An 18,339-nucleotide genomic window follows, 5' to 3' on the forward strand; every position below is an offset into this window, starting at 1 on the left:
ACGGAAGTTAAGCTCATCTGCGCCGAAAATACTTGGCTGGAGACGGCCTGGGAAGATAGGTAATGCCAACACGGAAAAGCGGACAGCCTTTTGGCCTGTCCGCTTTTTCGCTTTCAACCAGGACAGAAGAAAGGGGCAGGAAAATGTTACTTCATTTTGATGACATGGAACTGACAGTTTTAGAGCATTTCCAGGGGGGTGAGAAGTCGCTGAAGGCCCAAATGTACTTGGACGGCCAGAATAAGATTATGCGCAGTTTTTTGGAGCCGGGGGCATCTGTGGGACTGCACACTCATGAGGCAGGCAGCGAAATTATCTACATCCTGGAGGGTACCGGAAAGGCAGTGACCGATGGGGTGGAAGAGCGGCTGGTACCGGGCGTGTGCCATTACTGTCCCAAGGGCAGCGCCCACACGGTGATCAATGACAGCGACGGAGATTTAAGATTCTTTGCGGTTGTGTGCACGCAGTGACATAAAAAATTCCTGGAACGGCGTCTGATTGTCCAGTTCCAGGAATTTTTTGTTCATTAGGAGTTGTCCAGACCGGTGAAGAGGGTTTTCCGGTGGAGCAGGCAGTAGAAAAAGCCGGTCAGATCCGCCAATATCCACCCAATAGGGACAGCCCACCAGATGCCGCGGGTGCCAATGGCGGGGCTGGCGGAGAGGGTATAGGCCAACAGGACCCGGGTGCCCAGGGAAATGATGGTGAGGACCAGAGACATACCTGGCCGCGCTACCGCGCGGTAGAGGCCGTAGAGCAAAAACAGACAGCCGATCCCCCAGTAGAAGGCCCCCACAATGCGGAGATATTCCACACCAATGACCAGAACTTGGGTCTCATGGGGCTGGACAAAGAGAAGGAGCAGCGGCCGGGCCAGGCAGACGACCACCAGAGAGATGACCAAGCAGAAAAGGAACACCGTGAAAACCGCGCTGCGAATGCCCTTTTGAATCCGCCCACCTTGTTTGGCGCCATAGTTTTGTGCCACGAAGGTAGAGAAAGCGTTGCCGAAATCCTGAACCGGCATATAGGCGAAGGAGTCGATTTTGACCGCTGCGGCAAAGGCGGCCATCACTGTGGTACCAAAGCTGTTGATGAGGCCCTGTACCATGAGAATGCCGAAGTTCATCACCGACTGCTGGAGACAGGTGAGCAGCGAGAAGCGGGCGATTTCTCCCAGCTGGGCCGGGCGGAGCCGGCAGTGCTGCCGCTGGGGCCGAAGCTCGGGAAAGCGGAAGAGGGTGTACAGGGCGATGCCGATGCCGGAGAGGTACTGGGATAGAACCGTGGCCCCGGCGGCGCCCGCTACCTCCCAGGCAAAGCCCAGAACAAAGAGCAGGTCCAACAGAACGTTGAGCACGGCGCAGGTACCCAAAAAGAGAAGGGGAACCAGAGAGTTGCCTACGGCACGGAGGAGCGAAGCAAAGTAGTTATAGAGAAAGACGGCAGGCAGCCCCCAAAAGATCACCCAGAGATACCGGCGCATCAGAATATAAGCGCCGTCCGGCACCTGGAGGAGGCGGAGAATGGAGTCAATACACCCAAAGACCAGCAGGTTCAGCGCCAGCGTCACCGCCGCCACCAGCACAAAGGAGGAGAAGACACTGGAGCGGAGCCGCTCCTGGTCGCCCGCCCCCTGACAGATGGAAAAAATCGCCCCGCAGCCCATGGACAGGCCCAGGAGAATGGAGGTCAGAAAGGTCATCAGCGTAAAGGCGGAGCCAACCGCCGCCAGGGCTGTGGCCCCTAAAAAACGGCCTACAATCAAGGTGTCAGCCACGTTGTAGAGCTGCTGGAGCAGGTTGCCCAGCATCATGGGGAGCGCAAAGAGGAGGAGAGTCCTGGTAATGGGCCCCTGAGTCAGGTCACCCCGCATGGACATTCCGCCTTTCCATAAAAAATTTGTGCCGGGGAAACCCCGAACCTTAGAAGCTGCGCCAATGGTATTGCCGCAGCTTCTTAAAAGTATAACAGGAGAAGAGGGCGGATACAAGTGCCAGAGGAAAGAAATACAGAAATAGATGGGAAACAGCATTGACTTTTTTGAATTTTCAGATATAATAGAAGAGCTTGCGAAAGACAGGCAACATCCTTGCTCCCGCTCCGGCGGGGGCCATACGTCCATAAGGAGGTGCAAGAAACATGGCAAAGCTGAATGCGAATTATGAGGCGGTCTTTATCCTGGATCCCAATTTGGGTGAGGAGGCCACCGCCGCCCTGGTGACCAAGTTCAAAACTCTGGTGGAGAACAACGGCACCCTGACCGAGGTTGACGAGTGGGGCAAGCGCCACATGGCCTATCCCATCAACGACCTGACCGATGGTTATTACGTTCTGATGACCTTTGGCTGCGTTCCCAGCTTCCCCCAGGAGCTGGATCGTATTTTCCGCATTACCGACGGCGTGATGCGCTCCATGATCATCTGTAAGGATGAGTAAGGAGGCAGATTCATGCTGAATCGAATTATCCTGATGGGCCGCCTCACCCGCGACCCGGAGCTCAGGCACACCCAGACGGGGACCCCTGTGGCCTCCTTCTCGCTGGCGGTGGACCGGGATTTCAAGGACAAGACCACCGGCGAAAAGGCCACGGATTTTATCGACATCGTGGCCTGGCGGCAGACGGCGGAGTTCGTCTCCCGCTTCCTCACCAAGGGCCGTATGGCCGTGGTGGAGGGCCGGCTCCAGCTCCGGGATTGGACCGATAAAGAGGGCAACAAGCGCCGCTCCGCCGAGGTTGTGGCGGATAACGTCTACTTTGGCGACTCCAAGCGGGACGCCGAGGGGGCAGGCACTTACGCCCCGCCGCCGGCCTACGGTGGCTACGCGCCCCCGGCGCCGGCCCCATCCGCTCCCGCCCCCGGCTACGCCGCGCCTCCCATGGGGGGCGACCAGTTTGCCGACCTGTCCGATGACGACGGCGAGCTGCCCTTCTAAAGCGGGGGGCAATCAGCAAACAGGCCGGCTGTGCCGGCTGGGCGTGTAAGCGCCACTTCTGCTCCGCGGGGTGATTCCGCCGCGGAAGAATCGTGAAAGGAGTCTTTGTACCATGGCTATGGATAGAGAGCGTCCCCGCGGCCGCAAGCGCCGCAAGGTTTGTACCTTCTGCGTGGACAAGGTGGAGCACATTGACTACAAGGACGCGGCGAAGCTGCGCCGGTTCCTGTCTGAGCGTTCCAAGATCCTGCCCCGCCGCACCACCGGTACCTGCGCGATGCATCAGCGCCAGCTGACGGAGGCCATCAAGCGTGCCCGCCAGATCGCCCTGTTGCCCTTTGTGACCGATTGATGAGAAAATAAGAGGATCAGTCTCTGTAGCAAAACAGGGACTGGTCCTCTTCCTTTTTTGTTTGGGGCAAGGCTGTGGGGAAAGAGCCTGTCAAACGGACCTATACTTTCCAGATGCCGTATGCTATAATCACTAACGGTGTGAAATGAGACATGAAGAGGGGAGCGGTTAAAGTGAATCAGATTGGCTTTGACAACGAGAAGTATTTGGAGATGCAGTCCACCCATATCCGGGAGCGGATTGGGCAGTTCGGCAACAAGCTCTACCTGGAGTTTGGGGGCAAGCTGTTTGACGACTTTCACGCCTCCCGGGTGCTGCCTGGATTCGCGCCGGACAGCAAGATCCGTATGCTCAAGGAGCTGAAAGACAGCGCCGAGATCGTAATCGCAATCTGCGCCTCTGACATTGAGAAAAACAAGGTGCGGGGGGACCTGGGCATTACCTATGACGTGGATGTGCTCCGCCTGATTGACGTGTTCCGCTCCAACGGGCTCTTTGTGGGCAGCGTGGTGGTGACCCAGTACGCCGGCCAGCCCGCTGCTGCGGCCTTTAAACAGCGGCTGGAGACGTTGGATATCCGGGTCTACCTCCATTACCCCATTGAGGGCTATCCCAATAACATCGCCCTCATTGTCAGCGATGACGGCTATGGCAAAAACGACTACGTGGAGACTGCCCGCCCCCTGGTGGTGGTGACCGGCCCCGGTCCCGGCAGCGGGAAGATGGCGGTGTGCCTGTCCCAGCTCTACCACGAGTACCGCCGGGGCAGAGAGGCTGGCTACGCCAAGTTCGAGACCTTTCCTATCTGGAACCTCCCCCTTCAGCACCCGGTGAATCTGGCCTACGAGGCGGCCACCGCCGACCTGGGCGACGTAAATGTAATCGACCCCTTCCACCTTCAGGCCTATGGGGAGACCACTGTCAACTATAACCGGGATGTGGAGATCTTTCCGGTGCTCTCCGCCATATTTGAGAAGATTATTGGCGCCTGCCCCTATAAATCCCCCACCGATATGGGGGTGAACATGGCGGGAAACTGCATTATTGACAGCGATGCGGTGGAAGACGCCGCCCGGCAGGAGATCATCCGCCGGTACTATACCGGTCTGTGTGACCGCCGCCAGGGCAAGGTGGGGGACAACCTGGTGTACAAGCTGGAGCTGCTGATGCAGCAGGTAAAGGCCAGCGCCAGACACAGGCCGGTGATTGCCGCCTCCGCCCGGGTGGCGGAGGAGACCGGCAATCCCGCCTTCGCCATTGAGCTGCTGAATGGCGAGGTGGTAACGGGGAAGACCACTGAGCTGCTGGGGGCCTGTTCCGCCACGCTGCTCAACGCCCTGAAGCGTCTGGCCGGCATTGAGCACGAGTGCCACCTCATCTCCCCCGAGGCGATTGAGCCCATTCAGACCGTGAAGGTGAAGCATCTGGGCTCGGCAAATCCCCGGCTCCACAGCGATGAGACCCTGATCGCCCTGGCCATCTCCGCCGCCTCCAACCCGGCGGCGGCCCAGGCGCTGGCCCAGTTGTCCAGCCTGCGGGGGTGTGAGGCCCACTCCACGGTGATCCTCTCCCAGGTGGATATCAGCACCTACGCCAAGCTGGGAGTGCGCCTGACCTGCGAGCCTCAGTATGAGACAAACAAACTCTATCACCGGTAAAAAACCCTCAGAGAGTCAAAAAACGCAAAATTTGAAGGCTTCGGAGGGGAGGATAGTGTGAAAGGGAACCGTCAGGGTTCCCTTTCGCGTCTAAGCAGACCAGACGGCTTTTCTGACATCCAAATTGCCGGCGGCAGAGTTTTAGGCTTTTTGATTTTCAAAAAAGCCGTCAATTTTCTGCTTGATCTCCGCCGGCTTGAGATATTTTAAGAGATAACCGGCGGGCTTCAGAGCCATGACCTTTTTTACGCTCTCGGGGTCGCTTCTGCCGGTCAGAAAGATGACTGGCAGATTGATAAAGGCTGGCTCCGAGCGGAGCATCTCCAAGGTCTGCCTGCCGTCGCAGATGGGCATTTCATAGTCCAGCAGGACCAGATCGGGCTGGTTCAGGGTGATGGTGCGGATGGCGGCAATCCCGGATTCCGCCAGCGCCACCTCGTAATCCTCCTCCAGCAGCCGCTTGATTCCCTGCCGGATGGTCATAGAGTCGTCCACCACAAGGATCTTTGGCTTTGGGTTGGCGTGCGCCTCTTCCGCCCGCTTTGCCAGATATTTTTCCACCTCAGACAGCTCGTTTTCGGTCTGGATTGGTGTTGCCACGCCGTCCTGAAGCAGGTGGGGGGCAATGGCGCAGTAGGCAAAATACCCCGCGCCGCCGGTATTGAACAACAGGCTGACCTGGAGCTTTTCCCGTTCGACTATTTTTTGAAACTGCTCATAGGACAGAAGATTTTCCTCTTTCAGCTCATAGTGCTGCGCGGACGAGAAAGATTCCATAATACGCGCGGAGAACTGCCGCGCAGTATATCTGGCGGCGTGCATCAGCATGGACTCCAGCTTATTGGTCTGGAGCCCCATAATTTTCCCTACTGTATTAATCAGCAGCTTTTCTTCAAACACCAGGAGGACCTCCTGTTTCTCCTCCTCCTGGTGGGTTCCGTAGACCAGGCGGTAATATACCCCTGTTCCGAACTTTTCTCCGTTGTAAGCGTCGCTGACCAGCTGGGATTCTAGGTGGAACATATCAAACACCAGCTGGACAATCACCTGTTTCATCATCGCGAGTTTTTCACCCGGCAGAATATGCTCCCATTTGCGTACCCGCTTTCCCGTAATAGAGAGATCCTCCGTCAGCGTGTGGCCAATCAGCCACCCCGCGCACACCCCTAAAAAGTGCTCTACGGCATCGGGGGCGTAGCCTGTCCGCTCCAGCTCCTCCTCCAGCGCCGGGAGGGTATTTTCCCGAAATCCCTTGTGGATACGCCGGTGCTCCTCTAGCCACTCGTACCCAATGGACTCCATATAGGCCTCTTCCTCCGCGAAATGCTTCAGCGTGTGCCCCTTGAAATATTTAATGCCCTCCTGACACGCCCACTGGCTGTCCTTGTCCTCCTCTTTGAACGTGAACAGCTTGTTGATGATCTTGAAGAGCCGCTGATGTTCTCTATCAATAACCTCTACGCCAATATTAAATTCGTCCTGCCATACAAATTGGGGGTTCATATAAAAATCCTCCTTTGCTGAACCCAGGTTCCTATGTTTTGCGGCCTGTTGATGAAAGGCTCCTTGTTAAGGCCCTCTTGAAACCTTAGACCGGACAGTCAATCCTCAAAAGCGGAAGCCTGTAAATTCAAGTCTGCATAAATTCCAACGGGTACCATTGATTGCCAAGGATACATCTTACAATTCATTATATAACATAGTATGCCGGTATGCAATCTCAAGTGCAAAGAATTCAGCGGGACAACAGACAAATACCAGGCCGGCAGAGCGCTGTGCTCTGCCGGCCTGGCGAAGGCGCTTTTCCTATCTTTCTGGTTTGCCGCTTCTAAGACTGGGCGTAGCGGGAGAGAAATTGGCGGGTGCGCTCCTGGGCGGGGTGGTTAATCACCTGGCGGGCATCTCCCTGCTCCACAATGACCCCGTTGTCCATAAAGATGACCTGGTCGGCCACATCCCGGGCAAAGGCCATTTCGTGGGTCACGATGACCATGGTGGTCTTCTGCTCCGCCAGGCCCCGGATGACCCGCAGCACCTCGCCGGTGAGCTCCGGATCCAGGGCGGAGGTGGGCTCGTCAAAGCAGAGCACATCGGGCTGAAGGGCCAACGCCCGGGCGATGGCCACCCGCTGCTGCTGTCCGCCGGAGAGCTGGTGGGGGTAGTGGTCCGCCCGACCGGCCAGCCCCATCTGGGCCAGCAGTTCCCGGGCCTGGGCCTCGTTCTCCGCCTGGATGGCCTTCCGGCGGGCCTTGTAGCCGGGCTGCTCTCTGGCGAGGAGATCCTTGGCCAAGGTGATGTTTTGAAGGGCGGTGTACTGGGGAAACAGGTGGAACGCCTGGAAGACCAGCCCGAAGTGGAGCCGCTTTTTCCGCACCTCCCTCTCCCGCTGGGTGGCGGGATCGGCGGCGTCAAAGAGCACCTCGTCCCGGACGGAGATGACGCCCTGGCCGGGGGTCTCCAAAAAGTTCAGGCAGCGCAGCAGCGTGGTCTTGCCGGAGCCGGAGGAGCCGATAATGGCCAGGGCCTGTCCCTCCTCCAGGGAGAAGCTGATGCCCTTGAGCACCTCTGTCCTGCCAAAGGTCTTTGTAATGCCTGTCGCGGTCAGAATCGCCATACTGTTCCTCCTATACCTTAAAATAATCCAGCTTTTTCTCAATGCGGCCCAAGGCAAGCGTTACCACGCCGTTGAAGATTAAAAAGAATACGCCGGTGTAGAGCAGGGGCCAGAGCATTCCTTTGTTGCCGAACTCCTTGGCCATCATAATGATCTCCTTGACCATGATAAAATTGGCCAGAGAGGTGTCCTTCACCAGCGTGATGATCTCGTTGCCGATGGGGGGGACAATGCGCTTAATGAGCTGGAGGAGGGTGACGTGGAAAAAGATCTGGGACCGTGTCATGCCCAGCACCTGCCCGGCCTCCTGCTGGCCGTGGGGGACGCCCTGGATGCCGCCCCGGAAGATTTCAGAGAAATAGGCGGCGTAGTTGAGGATGAAGGCCAGGGCGGCGGAGGTGAGCCGGGGGAGGGAGTGCCCCGGGCCGAAGATAATCCCCGGCAGGTAGAAGACCACCACCAGCTGGAGCATCAGAGGGGTGGAGCGCATGATGTACACATAGAAGCGGGTCAGCCAGCTCAGGGGCCGGAAGCGGCTCATGGAGCCAAAGGACACAATCAGCCCCAGCGGCAGGGCCAGGGCCAGGGTGACGGCAAAGAGCTGACAGTTGAGGACGAAGCTTTTGAGCAGCATGGCAGTGACAGTCAGGAAGGACATGTTCTCTCTCCTCTACAAATACAGGTTCTGAAATACCGTCAGGGATAAAACAAGGGACGGCACAGGGCGGGAGTACTCCCGCCCCATGCCGGTAAGAAGCTGGATTCATAGGCGGAGTTCAACGCCTGTGGCTCCAGCTTCTAAGGTTATTGATTGGCCAGCAGCAGATCGTCCAGCTCGTAGCGCACAGCGATCTCATTGAGGGTGCCGTCGTCAATGAGCTCCTGCATGGCCTGGTTAAAAGCGGGGACAATATCGCTGCCCTTGCGGAAGCCCACGCCGTATTCCTCCACAGACAGCTCCAGGTTGGGGATGACCATCAGATCGGCGTAGTCCGCCTGTCCCACCAGGGCGCCGGCCAGGACGAAGTCCAGCACGCAGGCGTCGGCCACGCCGCTCTTGACCTCCAGAAGGCCGTCGGTCTGCTTGGCCACGGCCACGTAGTTCCCCTGGCTCAGGTTTTCGTCGCCGGCGATGGCGGCCTCACCGGCGGAGCCGGCCTCGGCGTCCAGATTGGCCCCCGCCAGGTCGGCGGTGGAGGTATACCGGTCCGCATCCGCGGCGCGGATGACCACCACCTGATAGTTCTTTACATAGGGGTTGGAGATAGACAGACTCTCCTCCAGTTCTTTGGTGATGGTCATGCCGTTCCAGATGCAGTCAATGCTGCCGGACTCCAGCTCCACCACCTTGGCGTCCCAGTTGATCTCCACAAACTCGGGCTCCACTCCCAGCTTCTCACAGACTGCCTTGGCAAATTCGGTCTCAAAGCCGATAAACTCGCCGTTGTCATCTGTGTAGTTCATGGGGGCGAAGACGGTATAGCCGATTTTCAGCTTGCCCTGTCCCTGGACGTAGGCCAGGTCGCTGTTGTCCACAGCCTCTGGGGAGGCCGTGGGGTCAGAATTGGGGGCGGATGGGGTGCTGTTGCCGGGGGTCTGGGCCTGACCGCTGGAGCAGGCGGCCATAGACAGGCCCAGCGCGGCGGCAAGGGCCAGAGAGAGCAGTTTCTGTTTCATGATGTATTCCTCCATCTGTCATCTGTCGGATTTGACACAGTAACGCGCCGTTGCTTTAGTATAGTAACACAATAAAGCGCCCTTGGGAAGGGGGGAACTAAAAATTCTCCCGGGCCGGAGAAAAAACGCGGCTGGCACAGGGACTTTTTCAACACAATCACAAATCGGGACCGGCGTCTGAGGGAAGACGCCGGTCCCGATTGGAAGGAGAAGGGAAAAACTATTCCTGGGCCTGTAGGGAGCAGGCACCGTGGAAAATGGGCTTCCACTCCACCCGCTTCACCAGGGCGGTGAGGGAAATGGGGATGTAGGTAAACATGAAGATGGGGAAGGTGAAGAGGTAGCCAATCTTCCGCAGGGGGCTGACCCGGATGTTCCGCCACTCGGCGGCGGCGGTGAGAAGGCCCAGGAGGAAGAGATTTAAGTAGAAGCACAGCAGAGACGAGACCAGGAACTCGCCGGTCTGCTCCAGCACCCGGGTGGCGAGGTAGGCGGGCTGCGTGAGGCAGACGGCCAGGAGAAAGCACTGAAGCACCAGGCCAAGCAGGGTGAACAGAGCCCCGGGAGCCACGGTCATCAGCATATCATAGCAGGAGAAGCCCGCCCGGCGCCCCCGGAAGCAGCCCCTGACCAGCCCCAGGCCGTACTTGAGATCCACCTGATAGAACCCTTTGGACCAGCGCAGCCGCTGATCCCAGGACTGGCGGAAGGCCACGGGCTGTTCGTCGTAGACCACCGCCTTTTCGCAGTAGCCGATGCGCTTGCCTCTCAGGGCGCAGCTGACGGAGAACTCGATGTCCTCGGTGAGCAGGTGGTAGGGCCAGCCGCCGTTCTCCCGGATGAGGGCGGCGGACACCAGAAAGCCGGTGCCGGATACATGGCAGTTGGTGCCCAAACGCATCCGCGGGCGGTTGAGGAAGCGGGCCTCCCGCAGGAACCACAGGCCGTATCCGGCGGAAATCCAGTTGTCGCCGAAATTTTTGGAGTTGCGGTAACAGGTCAGGGCGTCATAGGAGCCCTGGCTGAAAGTGCGGTTCATCTGGACCACAAAGTCCGGATCCACATAGTTGTCCGCGTCAAAGACGAAATAGCCGTCATAGCCGTCCCGGCCCTCGGCGCGGAGGCGGCGGAACAGGTAGTCCATGGCATAGCCCTTGCCCACCTGCATCTTGTTGAACCGCTCATAGACGAAAGCCCCCGCGGCCCGGGCCGCCGCCGCAGTGGCGTCGGTGCAGTTGTCCGCCACCACGTAGATGTCCAGCAGCTGGGCGGGGTAGCGCTGCGCCCGGAGGCTGTGGATGAGCTGTGCGATGACGTTAGCCTCGTTCCGGGCGGAGATCACCGCCGCGTAGCGGTGAAGGGGGACAGCCGCAGCTTCTGGTGTCTTTCGTCCGCGCCCCAGGCCGAGCAGCAGGTAGAAAATTTGATAGCCGTAGGCCACTGTCAAAAAAACCGCTAAAATCAGTTGAAAAAATTGGATAAACTCCAGCATATCCATACCGTATCCTCACGAAAACAGCGGGCCGCAGCCCGGTGGTGAATTCAGGTTGTTCAAGGAATCCCTTGTACATGGATATGATAGCACCTTCTAAAAAGATTGCAAGGCGGTTTCTGCCGAATTAAGAAAACGTTAATGGAATCTTTCCCTTCTATTTAAGATTTGCGCCGCGCTCCCGGCGCAGTCACCCTTTTTTCCCGCCCCGCGTAGAATGGAGGCGGGAGGAGGATGTAAATGAATCTGACCGAGCATATTATGACCCGGAACGACTGCTATAAAGCCGGGCGGACCATCCAGCCCAAGGGCATTATGGTACACTCTCCCGGTGTGGCCCAGCCCGATGTGTCCGTCTTTCTCCGCCTTTGGAACAAGCCGGATGTAGACCGGTGCGTCCACGCCTTTGTCCACCAGGACGGCGTTACCATGACCCTCCCCTGGAACTGGCGGGGCTGGCACGCCGGCACACCGCCGGAGGGCGGCATTTCCGCCAACAATACCCACATCGGCTTTGAAATTCTGGAGCCCGCCGGACACACCTACCGCAACGGCAGCGAGATGGTGGGCTACAATGTGGAAAAAAACGCCCCCTATTTTGCCAAAGTGTATCACAACGCGGTGGAGCTGTGCGCCCTGCTGTGCCGGAAGTACCACCTAAACCCCCTCACCGACATTGTGGATCACCGTGAGGGGCACCAGCGCCGCATTGCCAGCAACCATGCCGATGTATCCCACTGGTTCCCCAAGCACGGCAAGAGCATGGACACGCTGCGCGCCGACGTAAAAGCCCTGCTGGACGGAAAGGAAGAGGGAGAGGACATGACCCAAGCCCAGTTCAACACCATGTTCGCCGCCGCTATGGCGGAGTATAATAAGCAGCTGGCCGCCCGGCCCGCCAGTCCTTGGGCCGCACAGGTGTGGAAAAAGGCCGCCGCCGCCGGTGTGCTGGACGGCACCCAGCCCCAGGCTCCCCTGAGCCGGGAACAGGCCGCCCTGGTCCTGGACCGGCTTCATCTGCTGCCGGACGGCGCCCCCGATGGGGAAGACCTCACCGCCCTGGAGCCTGGCGATCCGGAGCTGGCCGTCTCCCCACAGGACGGCACCCAGGACAGCCCGGCGGAATAGACCCATAAAACAGCCGCTCCGGATAGGCTTCCGGGGCGGCTGACGCTATCCGTATTCATAACCGCTGAACATGGTCTAACCGTTCACCAGCAGCTCTCCCGCGGTGTAGATGTCCCCTGCCCCGGCGGTGAGAATCAGGTCCCCCGGCTGGGCGATGGTTTTCAGATAGTCCGCCAGCTGGGAGAGGGAGGGGAAATACCGGCTCCCCGGGATGTGCTCGCACAGGTCTTTGGAGGAGATGCCGAGATCGTTGACCTCCCGGGCGGCGAAGATCTCCGCCAGCAGGGTAAGGTCCGGCTGCTTCAGTACCTGTACAAACTGGGAGAACAGGGCCTGGGTGCGGGAGTAGGTGTGGGGCTGAAAGGCGCAGATAATCCGCTGGTAGCCCAGCCGCCGGGCGGCGGAGAACAGGGCCTCCAGCTCCCCGGGATGGTGGGCGTAGTCGTCGTACACTACCGCGCCGTTGTACACTCCTTTGCGCTCAAACCGGCGGCCGGCCCCCTGGAAGGCGGACAGGCCCGCCTCCACCGCGGGGGCGGGGAGTTTCAGGGCGATGGCGGCGGCGGCGGCGGCCAGGGCGTTTTTTACATTGTGCAGCCCAGGTACCTGGAGCTCCACGTGGGCGAAGCGCGCCCCCTGCCAGATGACATCGAACGCAGGCAGGCCGTTGATCCACCCGATGGGCCCGGCGTGGACGTCTCCCGCCTCCAGACCGAAGGTGAGCACCGGACGGGGCAGGCCCGCCAGCGTTTTCATGGTGTTGGCGTCGTCTGCGTTGGCCACCACCACCCCGTCTTCCGGCACCAGCTCCGCGAAGCGCCGGAAGGAGCGCTCCACGTCCTCCAGATCCTTGAAAAAGTCCAGATGATCGGCCTCAATATTCAAAATCACCCCCACTGTGGGGAAGAAGGACAAAAAGGAGTTGCAGTACTCGCAGCTCTCCAGGATGATGGTGTCCCCCCGGCCCACCCGGTGGCCCGCCCCCAGCAGGGGCAGGGTGCCGCCGATCATCACCGTGGGGTCCGCTCCGGCGGCCATGGCGATGTGGGTACACATAGAGGTAGTAGTGGTCTTGCCGTGGGTGCCCGCGATGCACAGAGCGTTCTGATACCCGCGCATAATGGCGCCCCAGGCCTGGGCCCGCTCGTAGACCGGGATTTGACGGGCCCTGGCCCCGGCGATCTCCGGGTTGTCGTCGTGGGCGGCGGCGGTGCGGATCACCAGATCCGCGCCGGTGACGTTCTCCGCCCGGTGGCCGATGTCCACCCGGATACCAAGTCTTCGCAGATGCTCCACCGCCGGGCTTTCCCGCATATCAGAGCCGGTGATGATCAGCCCCATCCCGTGGAGCACCTCCGCCAGCGGGGACATGGACACGCCGCCGATTCCCACCAGATGGGCCCGGCGGCCGGGAATCATATCGCTATGGATGCTGTGTTCAACCATGGAGGTCACACGCCCTTTCCAGGAGTTTTGTTATAAGAACCTGTATTCATAACCGTTGGACACTGTCTGGCCAGGTCTTTTGCCGCCCCGCGGCGGCAAAAAGCGCGGGGATACGCAGTTGTGAATACCACTTCTGGGAAAGCCGCCCCCTAGAACGTGGATTCATAACCGTTGGACACCGTCTGGCCGGGCTTTTTGCCGCCCTGCGGCGGTAAAATCCCACGGCAATCCAGCGCCCCCGGTTGGCAAATACAGGTTCTTAAAGCGGCTGTCCTGTGAGTCTATTATTATATACCGCAGTATAGCCCCCTTACAAGGGGAAAATGCCGGATTTTCTCTCTGGGCCCATTACAAACCTTGTGTTTTCCCGGGAAATATCGTATCATAAGAAAAGAGACACCGGACGCCCAGCGGGGCAATCATACCATAGAGGAGGCCATCCTATGGAAGAGAAGAGAATGATAACAGTTACCATAGACGGTGCGGCGTATACCTATCCCTACGGGACGCCCTACCGCGCCATCGCGGCGGATTTTCAGGACCGGGTTCCCTGCGACATCCTGCTGGTCAACCGGGATGGAAAGCTCTGTGAGCTCCACAAGCGCCTGGATCGGGACTGCTCTCTGAAGATGGTCACCGCCCAGGACGTGCCTGGAATTCAGACCTATGAGCGCAGCGCGGTCTTTTTGATGCTGAAGGCCTTCTATGACGTGGCGGGCCGGGGAAATGTGGAGCAGATCCGTGTGGAGTACTCCATCAGCCGCGCCCTCTTCATCTCGGCCCGGGGCAGGTTCACCCTGGACCAGGCGCTGCTGGACCGGGTGGAGGCACGGATGCGGGAGCTGTCCGCTCAGGCGCTGCCCATCAAAAAGGAGTCCATCTCTACGGAGGACGCCATAGAACTCTTCCAGAAGGAAGGGCTGTTCCACAAGGCCCAGCTGTTCAGCTTCCGGATCAACTCCCGGGTCAACATCTACTCCCTGGACGGTTTTGTGGACTATTTTTACGGCTACATGGTGCCGGATACGGGATATATCCGGTGCTTCGGCCTGGAGCTGTTTGAAAGCGGCTTTGTGCTGCGGCTGCCCACGCTGAAGGATCCCAGCCGTCTGGGGGATTTCCGCCCCCCCAAAAAGGTCTTCCGGGAGCTGTACGAATCCAGCAAGCGGGTCGAGGCGCTGAACGTCTCCAATGTGGCGGAGCTGAACACCGCTATCTCTCAGGGGAGCGCCACGCCGCTGATTTTGACCTATGAGGCCATGATGGAGAAGAAGATCGGCGACATCGCCGCGGAGATTGCCGCACGGAAGGAGGTCCGCTTTGTTATGATCGCGGGGCCCTCCTCCTCCGGCAAGACCACCTTCTCCCACCGGCTGTCCACCCAGCTGAGAGCCTGCGGCCTGCGCCCCCACGCCATCGCCACGGACAACTACTTCAAAAACCGGGAGGACACCCCCCGGGACGAGAACGGCAACTACGACTTCGAGGGCCTGGGCGCCATGGACGTGGCTCAGTTCAATGAGGACATGGTCCGGCTGCTCCAGGGGGAGAAGGTGGACATGCCCACCTTCAACTTCAAGAAGGGCGCCCGGGAGTACAACGGCAGCTTCCTCACCCTGAGAGAGGGGGACGTGCTGGTCATTGAGGGCATCCACTGCCTCAACGACCAATTCACCCACGCCCTGCCTGAGGAGAGCAAGTATAAGATCTACATCAGCTGCCTCACCACCCTGAACATCGATGACCACAACCGTATTCCCTCCACCGACGCCCGTCTCCTGCGCCGCATCGAGCGGGACGCCCGTACCCGGGGCTACAGCGCCCAGGCCACCATCAAGATGTGGCCCTCCGTCCGGCGGGGGGAGGAGAACAACATCTTCCCCTTCCAGGACAGCGCGGATATGATCTTCAACTCGGCCCTGATCTACGAGACGGCGCTGCTCAAGCCCTATGTGCAGCCCTTGCTCTTCGGCGTTCCCCGGGACAGCGAGGAGTATATCGAGGCCAAGCGGCTGCTGAAGTTTCTGAACTACTTCCTGCCCGTCCCCGCAGACAACATCCCGAAAACCTCCCTCATGCGGGAATTCATCGGCGGAGGCTGCTACCACGCCTGATAAGCCTGGGGAGGATGGTCTATGGAACCCTTTCCATTGCCGGCCGGCGTGGCGGCCTGCCGGGATACCCTGTGGGCGGCGGGATGGCCGGCCTATCCTGTGGGGGGCTGTGTGCGGGATCTGCTCCTGGGCCGTCCGCCCGGGGACTATGATATGGCCACCGCTGCCCCGCCGGAGGTAATAATGGCGCTCTTTCCCCACACCCGGCCCACCGGACTGCGCCACGGCACCGTCACCGTCCTCACGGCGGACGGCCCGGTGGAGGCCACCACCTTCCGCCGGGACGGCGCGTACCGGGACGGCCGGCGCCCGGAGGCCGTCACCTTCAGCGCCACGCTGGAGGAGGATCTGGGCCGCCGGGATTTTACCATCAACGCCATGGCGCTGGACCGGGCCGGCAGGGTCATTGATCCCTTTGACGGACAGGGGGATCTGGAGGGGCGGGTCATCCGCTGCGTGGGGGAGCCGGAGCGCCGCTTCTCCGAGGACGCCCTGCGTATGTTCCGGGCGGTCCGACTCTCCGCCCAGCTGTGCTTCGGCCTGCCGGGGGAGACGTGGCGGGCCGTGGAGCGCTGCGCCCCCCTGGCCGCCCGGCTGGCTGCGGAGCGGGTGCGGGCCGAGGTGGAGAAAACCCTCTGCTCTCCCCGGCCCGGCGCGGTAGAGAGCCTCTTCCGCCTGGGGGTGATGGAGCGGTACACCAACCGCCGGGAGGGCAAATTCAGTTCGCTGGACCGGCTGCCCCGTGTGCCCCTGGCACAGTGGGCGGGCCTGTGCGCCGCCCTGGACCAGGACCCGGCGGAGCTTCTCACCGCCCTCCGGCTGGAGCGGCGAATCTGCTCCCCCTGCCAGCGGGGCTTCGCCCTGTGGAAGTCTGGCCTGCCCCACACTGCCGCGGGCTGGCGGCGCGCCCTGGCCCAATACGGTCAGCAGGGCGCGCAGGCCGCGGCGTGGATGGGGGACTGGGCGGGGGAAGATTCCTCTGCCGCCTTGGAGGCCGTTCTGGCCAGCGGGGACTGCTGGTCAGTGGATCGCCTGGCCCTCTCCGGCGGAGATCTGGCCGCCCTGGGTCTCCGGGGAGCGGAGGTGGGAAAAGCCCAGCGTTTCCTGCTGTCCTGCGTGCTGGACCGCCCGCAGGACAACGCCGTCCCCCGGCTGCTGGCCCTGCTGGAGCGGGAGTTTCCCGCTGGACCCTGATTCGGCCTTATTTGAAAAAGTGAGGAGTGTTGCTGTATGGACTTGATTCAGCTGGAGCGCACCCAGGACGGCTTGACAGTCCGGCTTACCGCCCAGCCCATGGGCCGGGACTGGAATGTCACCATCACCGGCGGGGATCGCCCGCACCTGGGTGCCGCCGCCCTGGGTGCCCCTTACCGCCATGCTGACGGCGCCATCGGGGCCAGCGCGTCGGTGTTGGTGCTGCCCAGTCACAAGGAGGATATTCTGGTCAAGCAGACCGCCGAGCGCCTGGCCAAACAGCTGGACTGCACTGTTCTGGTCAGCGGCGGCATCCACGTCGATCACATTGAGCCCGGACAGATCTCCGTGTTCCTCTCTCTGGCCCAAGACGCCGCCGACGCCCTGGCCCGCCGCCTGACAGGGAACAGAACCCCGCAATAGAGCGCCGAAGATTTCGGAAAGAGCGCGAATGCGGGGGCTCCGCCCCCGCATTCGCGCTCAGCAGTCCATCCGCAGGCTAGCGCTTTTATTAACTGTAGTTGAGAGCCGCTTCGCAAGGAGGCCCGCCAGTGATGGCTGACGAACAAGAGCGGCATAAGCAGGCCGGGAGCTGTAAGTTCCCGATGCGTTTTCAAGTAGTGTCCCCGCCGTTCTCCCCAGATGCCAACTGGAATACTTTCAGGTGGGAGTAAATCAGGCAGAAAATAATCGCCCTCCTGATGATAGGTGCCACCCATTTGCTCAAAAAACGACTTCTCTATAATTTATCCCTCCTGTATATTGAATTTCCCTGCAATTCAATCACGCTTGGCTGACTTCATAAAAGTGTTGGGAGGGAACATCTTTTCGGTATATTGGCCGAACTCGATATAATTTCTGCCAAACCGGGAGAGATCCTTAACGAGTATTACGTTGATCCGTCCGGCCTTTGCGTCCGCGATTAGCCGCTGGACACCTGGGCGCTGGAAGTTTGTCCCAGAGTATCCGTCATCGACGTATGTATCTACCTCGTTCCAGCCCCGCTCCTGAACATACCGGCGGAGCAGCAGCTTTTGGTTTTCAATGCTGACAGACTCCCCATCGCGCTCGTCATCGTTGCTCAGTCTGCAATAAATGCCGACATTGTATGTGTGTTCCGACATTTTGGTTACCTCCCGGCAGTTTTGACTGGCAAATCAATATGTCTTGGCGAATGGAATAGCTTCTTACTCGGCAGGGAAGGGAGACAGTTCCGCCATTGCCCGGCGGATGGCCAGCGCCTCCAATGTTTCGCCCAGGTCTTTCTCACCGGTAAATACACTGGTGACGCGGTACAGCGTTCTGCCGATGCGGACCTCTTTATAAGAAGTGGATGGAATGTGACGGGATGCCGCCGATTGTTTCATAAAGACCCCTCATTTCTGTAATATCATATTACTTATTATGAAAATATAGGTTGTCCATATTCGGCCGCGGTGAAAAACAGCGGCGCCAGGATGTGCCGGTGCTATGCGGCATAAAGCATCCACAACCGGTGATACTGCGTCTCGGTTAGCCATCCTTCCCTGTCTGGCGCTCCCGATCTTCTTGTAATCCCTGTCAGACAGGGGGCTTTGCCAGCAGAGTTCCTCTCCGCTGGCAAAGCCAGTACCGGTGAATTGAATCGGTATGCCAGCTGCATTAAGGGCAGACAAAGGCGTCCTGCTCTGACCTGTTGAAAAAGAGTTTCTGCACGTTTTGTGACTTACCAGACAAAAATGATG

Annotated in this window: 18 protein-coding genes and 1 pseudogene; 9 read left to right on the forward strand and 10 right to left on the reverse strand. The window is 59.7% G+C overall.

Annotation, left to right across the window (positions count from 1 at the left end):
- Window positions 1-143 precede the first annotated feature (143 nt).
- The gene (locus D1159_RS14170; protein WP_161846308.1) at window positions 144-473 is read left to right on the forward strand and encodes a cupin domain-containing protein; all 330 of its coding nucleotides are present in this window, start codon (window positions 144-146) and stop codon (window positions 471-473) included.
- Between the two features lie 56 nt (window positions 474-529).
- On the opposite strand, the gene D1159_RS14175 is transcribed toward D1159_RS14170, so the two are convergent.
- Entirely contained in the window at window positions 530-1,879 is a 1,350-nt protein-coding gene (locus D1159_RS14175; protein ID WP_161846309.1) for an MATE family efflux transporter, read from the reverse strand.
- Between the two features lie 266 nt (window positions 1,880-2,145).
- On the opposite strand from D1159_RS14175, the gene rpsF reads away from it, so the two are divergent.
- The 4 genes from rpsF (at window position 2,146) to D1159_RS14195 (ending at window position 4,950) form a co-directional block, all read left to right on the forward strand.
- Entirely contained in the window at window positions 2,146-2,442 is a 297-nt protein-coding gene (gene rpsF / locus D1159_RS14180; protein ID WP_161846310.1) for a 30S ribosomal protein S6, read from the forward strand.
- Between the two features lie 12 nt (window positions 2,443-2,454).
- Complete coding sequence (locus tag D1159_RS14185) at window positions 2,455-2,940, forward strand: single-stranded DNA-binding protein (RefSeq protein WP_161846311.1); 486 nt, start codon at window positions 2,455-2,457, stop codon at window positions 2,938-2,940.
- A 112-nt stretch (window positions 2,941-3,052) separates the two neighbouring features.
- The gene (gene rpsR / locus D1159_RS14190; protein ID WP_087238992.1) at window positions 3,053-3,292 is read left to right on the forward strand and encodes a 30S ribosomal protein S18; all 240 of its coding nucleotides are present in this window, start codon (window positions 3,053-3,055) and stop codon (window positions 3,290-3,292) included.
- A 173-nt stretch (window positions 3,293-3,465) separates the two neighbouring features.
- A complete protein-coding gene (locus D1159_RS14195) occupies window positions 3,466-4,950 on the forward strand; it encodes a DUF1846 domain-containing protein (protein WP_161846312.1) in 1,485 nt (494 codons plus the stop codon).
- A 141-nt stretch (window positions 4,951-5,091) separates the two neighbouring features.
- Here the strand turns inward: D1159_RS14195 and D1159_RS14200 are convergent, their stop codons facing one another.
- From D1159_RS14200 to D1159_RS14220, 5 genes are all read right to left on the reverse strand, one after another.
- Window positions 5,092-6,453 (reverse strand): hemerythrin domain-containing protein, encoded by a 1,362-nt coding sequence (locus D1159_RS14200; protein WP_161846313.1) that lies wholly within the window; start codon window positions 6,451-6,453, stop codon window positions 5,092-5,094.
- 325 nt (window positions 6,454-6,778) lie between these two features.
- A complete protein-coding gene (locus D1159_RS14205) occupies window positions 6,779-7,564 on the reverse strand; it encodes an amino acid ABC transporter ATP-binding protein (protein ID WP_161846314.1) in 786 nt (261 codons plus the stop codon).
- Between the two features lie 10 nt (window positions 7,565-7,574).
- The gene (locus tag D1159_RS14210; protein WP_161846315.1) at window positions 7,575-8,222 is read right to left on the reverse strand and encodes an amino acid ABC transporter permease; all 648 of its coding nucleotides are present in this window, start codon (window positions 8,220-8,222) and stop codon (window positions 7,575-7,577) included.
- A gap of 146 nt (window positions 8,223-8,368) precedes the next feature.
- Window positions 8,369-9,241, reverse strand: a complete 873-nt coding sequence (locus D1159_RS14215; RefSeq protein ID WP_161846316.1) for a transporter substrate-binding domain-containing protein — start codon at window positions 9,239-9,241, stop codon at window positions 8,369-8,371.
- Window positions 9,242-9,461: 220 nt separating this feature from the next.
- Window positions 9,462-10,739: a glycosyltransferase family 2 protein gene (locus tag D1159_RS14220; RefSeq protein ID WP_161846317.1), complete on the reverse strand. Its 1,278-nt coding sequence runs from the start codon at window positions 10,737-10,739 to the stop codon at window positions 9,462-9,464.
- 234 nt (window positions 10,740-10,973) lie between these two features.
- On the opposite strand from D1159_RS14220, the gene D1159_RS14225 reads away from it, so the two are divergent.
- Window positions 10,974-11,861: a peptidoglycan recognition family protein gene (locus D1159_RS14225; RefSeq protein ID WP_161846318.1), complete on the forward strand. Its 888-nt coding sequence runs from the start codon at window positions 10,974-10,976 to the stop codon at window positions 11,859-11,861.
- A gap of 75 nt (window positions 11,862-11,936) precedes the next feature.
- On the opposite strand, the gene murC is transcribed toward D1159_RS14225, so the two are convergent.
- On the reverse strand, window positions 11,937-13,307 hold the full coding sequence (gene murC / locus D1159_RS14230; RefSeq protein ID WP_161846319.1) for a UDP-N-acetylmuramate--L-alanine ligase: 1,371 nt from the start codon (window positions 13,305-13,307) through the stop codon (window positions 11,937-11,939).
- A gap of 443 nt (window positions 13,308-13,750) precedes the next feature.
- On the opposite strand from murC, the gene D1159_RS14235 reads away from it, so the two are divergent.
- From D1159_RS14235 to D1159_RS14245, 3 genes are read left to right on the forward strand one after another with little or no spacing between them, the layout of a single operon-like run.
- Window positions 13,751-15,421 carry a nucleoside kinase gene (locus D1159_RS14235; RefSeq protein ID WP_243152300.1) on the forward strand — a complete coding sequence of 557 codons (1,671 nt, stop codon included), beginning with the start codon at window positions 13,751-13,753 and terminating at the stop codon, window positions 15,419-15,421.
- Window positions 15,422-15,442: 21 nt separating this feature from the next.
- Window positions 15,443-16,615: a tRNA nucleotidyltransferase gene (locus D1159_RS14240; protein WP_161846320.1), complete on the forward strand. Its 1,173-nt coding sequence runs from the start codon at window positions 15,443-15,445 to the stop codon at window positions 16,613-16,615.
- Between the two features lie 36 nt (window positions 16,616-16,651).
- The gene (locus D1159_RS14245) at window positions 16,652-17,038 is read left to right on the forward strand and encodes a hypothetical protein (protein ID WP_161846321.1); all 387 of its coding nucleotides are present in this window, start codon (window positions 16,652-16,654) and stop codon (window positions 17,036-17,038) included.
- Here the strand turns inward: D1159_RS14245 and D1159_RS20250 are convergent.
- From D1159_RS20250 to D1159_RS14260, 3 genes and pseudogenes are all read right to left on the reverse strand, one after another.
- On the reverse strand, window positions 16,939-17,334 hold the full coding sequence (locus D1159_RS20250; protein WP_202621095.1) for a TnpV protein: 396 nt from the start codon (window positions 17,332-17,334) through the stop codon (window positions 16,939-16,941). The two genes, D1159_RS14245 and D1159_RS20250, sit on opposite strands and share 100 nt — an antisense overlap.
- A 96-nt stretch (window positions 17,335-17,430) precedes the next feature.
- Window positions 17,431-17,739, reverse strand: a pseudogene (locus D1159_RS14255) (recombinase family protein); the annotation flags it as partial.
- A gap of 63 nt (window positions 17,740-17,802) precedes the next feature.
- The gene (locus D1159_RS14260) at window positions 17,803-17,982 is read right to left on the reverse strand and encodes a hypothetical protein (protein ID WP_161846322.1); all 180 of its coding nucleotides are present in this window, start codon (window positions 17,980-17,982) and stop codon (window positions 17,803-17,805) included.
- Window positions 17,983-18,339 lie beyond the last annotated feature (357 nt).

Source organism: Pseudoflavonifractor sp. 524-17 (assembly GCF_009935845.1).
Classification (GTDB): Bacteria; Bacillota; Clostridia; order Oscillospirales; family Oscillospiraceae; genus Pseudoflavonifractor_A.

Bases quoted from the DNA above. Each gene is read 5' to 3' on its own strand.
- murC (WP_161846319.1), bottom strand. From the start codon at position 13,307: ATGGTTGAACACAGCATCCATAGCGATATGATTCCCGGCCGCCGGGCC.
- D1159_RS14170 (WP_161846308.1), top strand. From the start codon at position 144: ATGTTACTTCATTTTGATGACATGGAACTGACAGTTTTAGAGCATTTC.
- rpsF (WP_161846310.1), top strand. From the start codon at position 2,146: ATGGCAAAGCTGAATGCGAATTATGAGGCGGTCTTTATCCTGGATCCC.
- rpsR (WP_087238992.1), top strand. From the start codon at position 3,053: ATGGCTATGGATAGAGAGCGTCCCCGCGGCCGCAAGCGCCGCAAGGTT.
- D1159_RS14200 (WP_161846313.1), bottom strand. From the start codon at position 6,453: ATGAACCCCCAATTTGTATGGCAGGACGAATTTAATATTGGCGTAGAG.
- D1159_RS14235 (WP_243152300.1), top strand. From the start codon at position 13,751: ATGGAAGAGAAGAGAATGATAACAGTTACCATAGACGGTGCGGCGTAT.
- D1159_RS14175 (WP_161846309.1), bottom strand. From the start codon at position 1,879: ATGCGGGGTGACCTGACTCAGGGGCCCATTACCAGGACTCTCCTCCTC.
- D1159_RS14245 (WP_161846321.1), top strand. From the start codon at position 16,652: ATGGACTTGATTCAGCTGGAGCGCACCCAGGACGGCTTGACAGTCCGG.
- D1159_RS14210 (WP_161846315.1), bottom strand. From the start codon at position 8,222: ATGTCCTTCCTGACTGTCACTGCCATGCTGCTCAAAAGCTTCGTCCTC.
- D1159_RS14185 (WP_161846311.1), top strand. From the start codon at position 2,455: ATGCTGAATCGAATTATCCTGATGGGCCGCCTCACCCGCGACCCGGAG.
- D1159_RS14220 (WP_161846317.1), bottom strand. From the start codon at position 10,739: ATGGATATGCTGGAGTTTATCCAATTTTTTCAACTGATTTTAGCGGTT.
- D1159_RS14205 (WP_161846314.1), bottom strand. From the start codon at position 7,564: ATGGCGATTCTGACCGCGACAGGCATTACAAAGACCTTTGGCAGGACA.
- D1159_RS14225 (WP_161846318.1), top strand. From the start codon at position 10,974: ATGAATCTGACCGAGCATATTATGACCCGGAACGACTGCTATAAAGCC.
- D1159_RS20250 (WP_202621095.1), bottom strand. From the start codon at position 17,334: ATGGGTGGCACCTATCATCAGGAGGGCGATTATTTTCTGCCTGATTTA.
- D1159_RS14260 (WP_161846322.1), bottom strand. From the start codon at position 17,982: ATGAAACAATCGGCGGCATCCCGTCACATTCCATCCACTTCTTATAAA.
- D1159_RS14240 (WP_161846320.1), top strand. From the start codon at position 15,443: ATGGAACCCTTTCCATTGCCGGCCGGCGTGGCGGCCTGCCGGGATACC.
- D1159_RS14215 (WP_161846316.1), bottom strand. From the start codon at position 9,241: ATGAAACAGAAACTGCTCTCTCTGGCCCTTGCCGCCGCGCTGGGCCTG.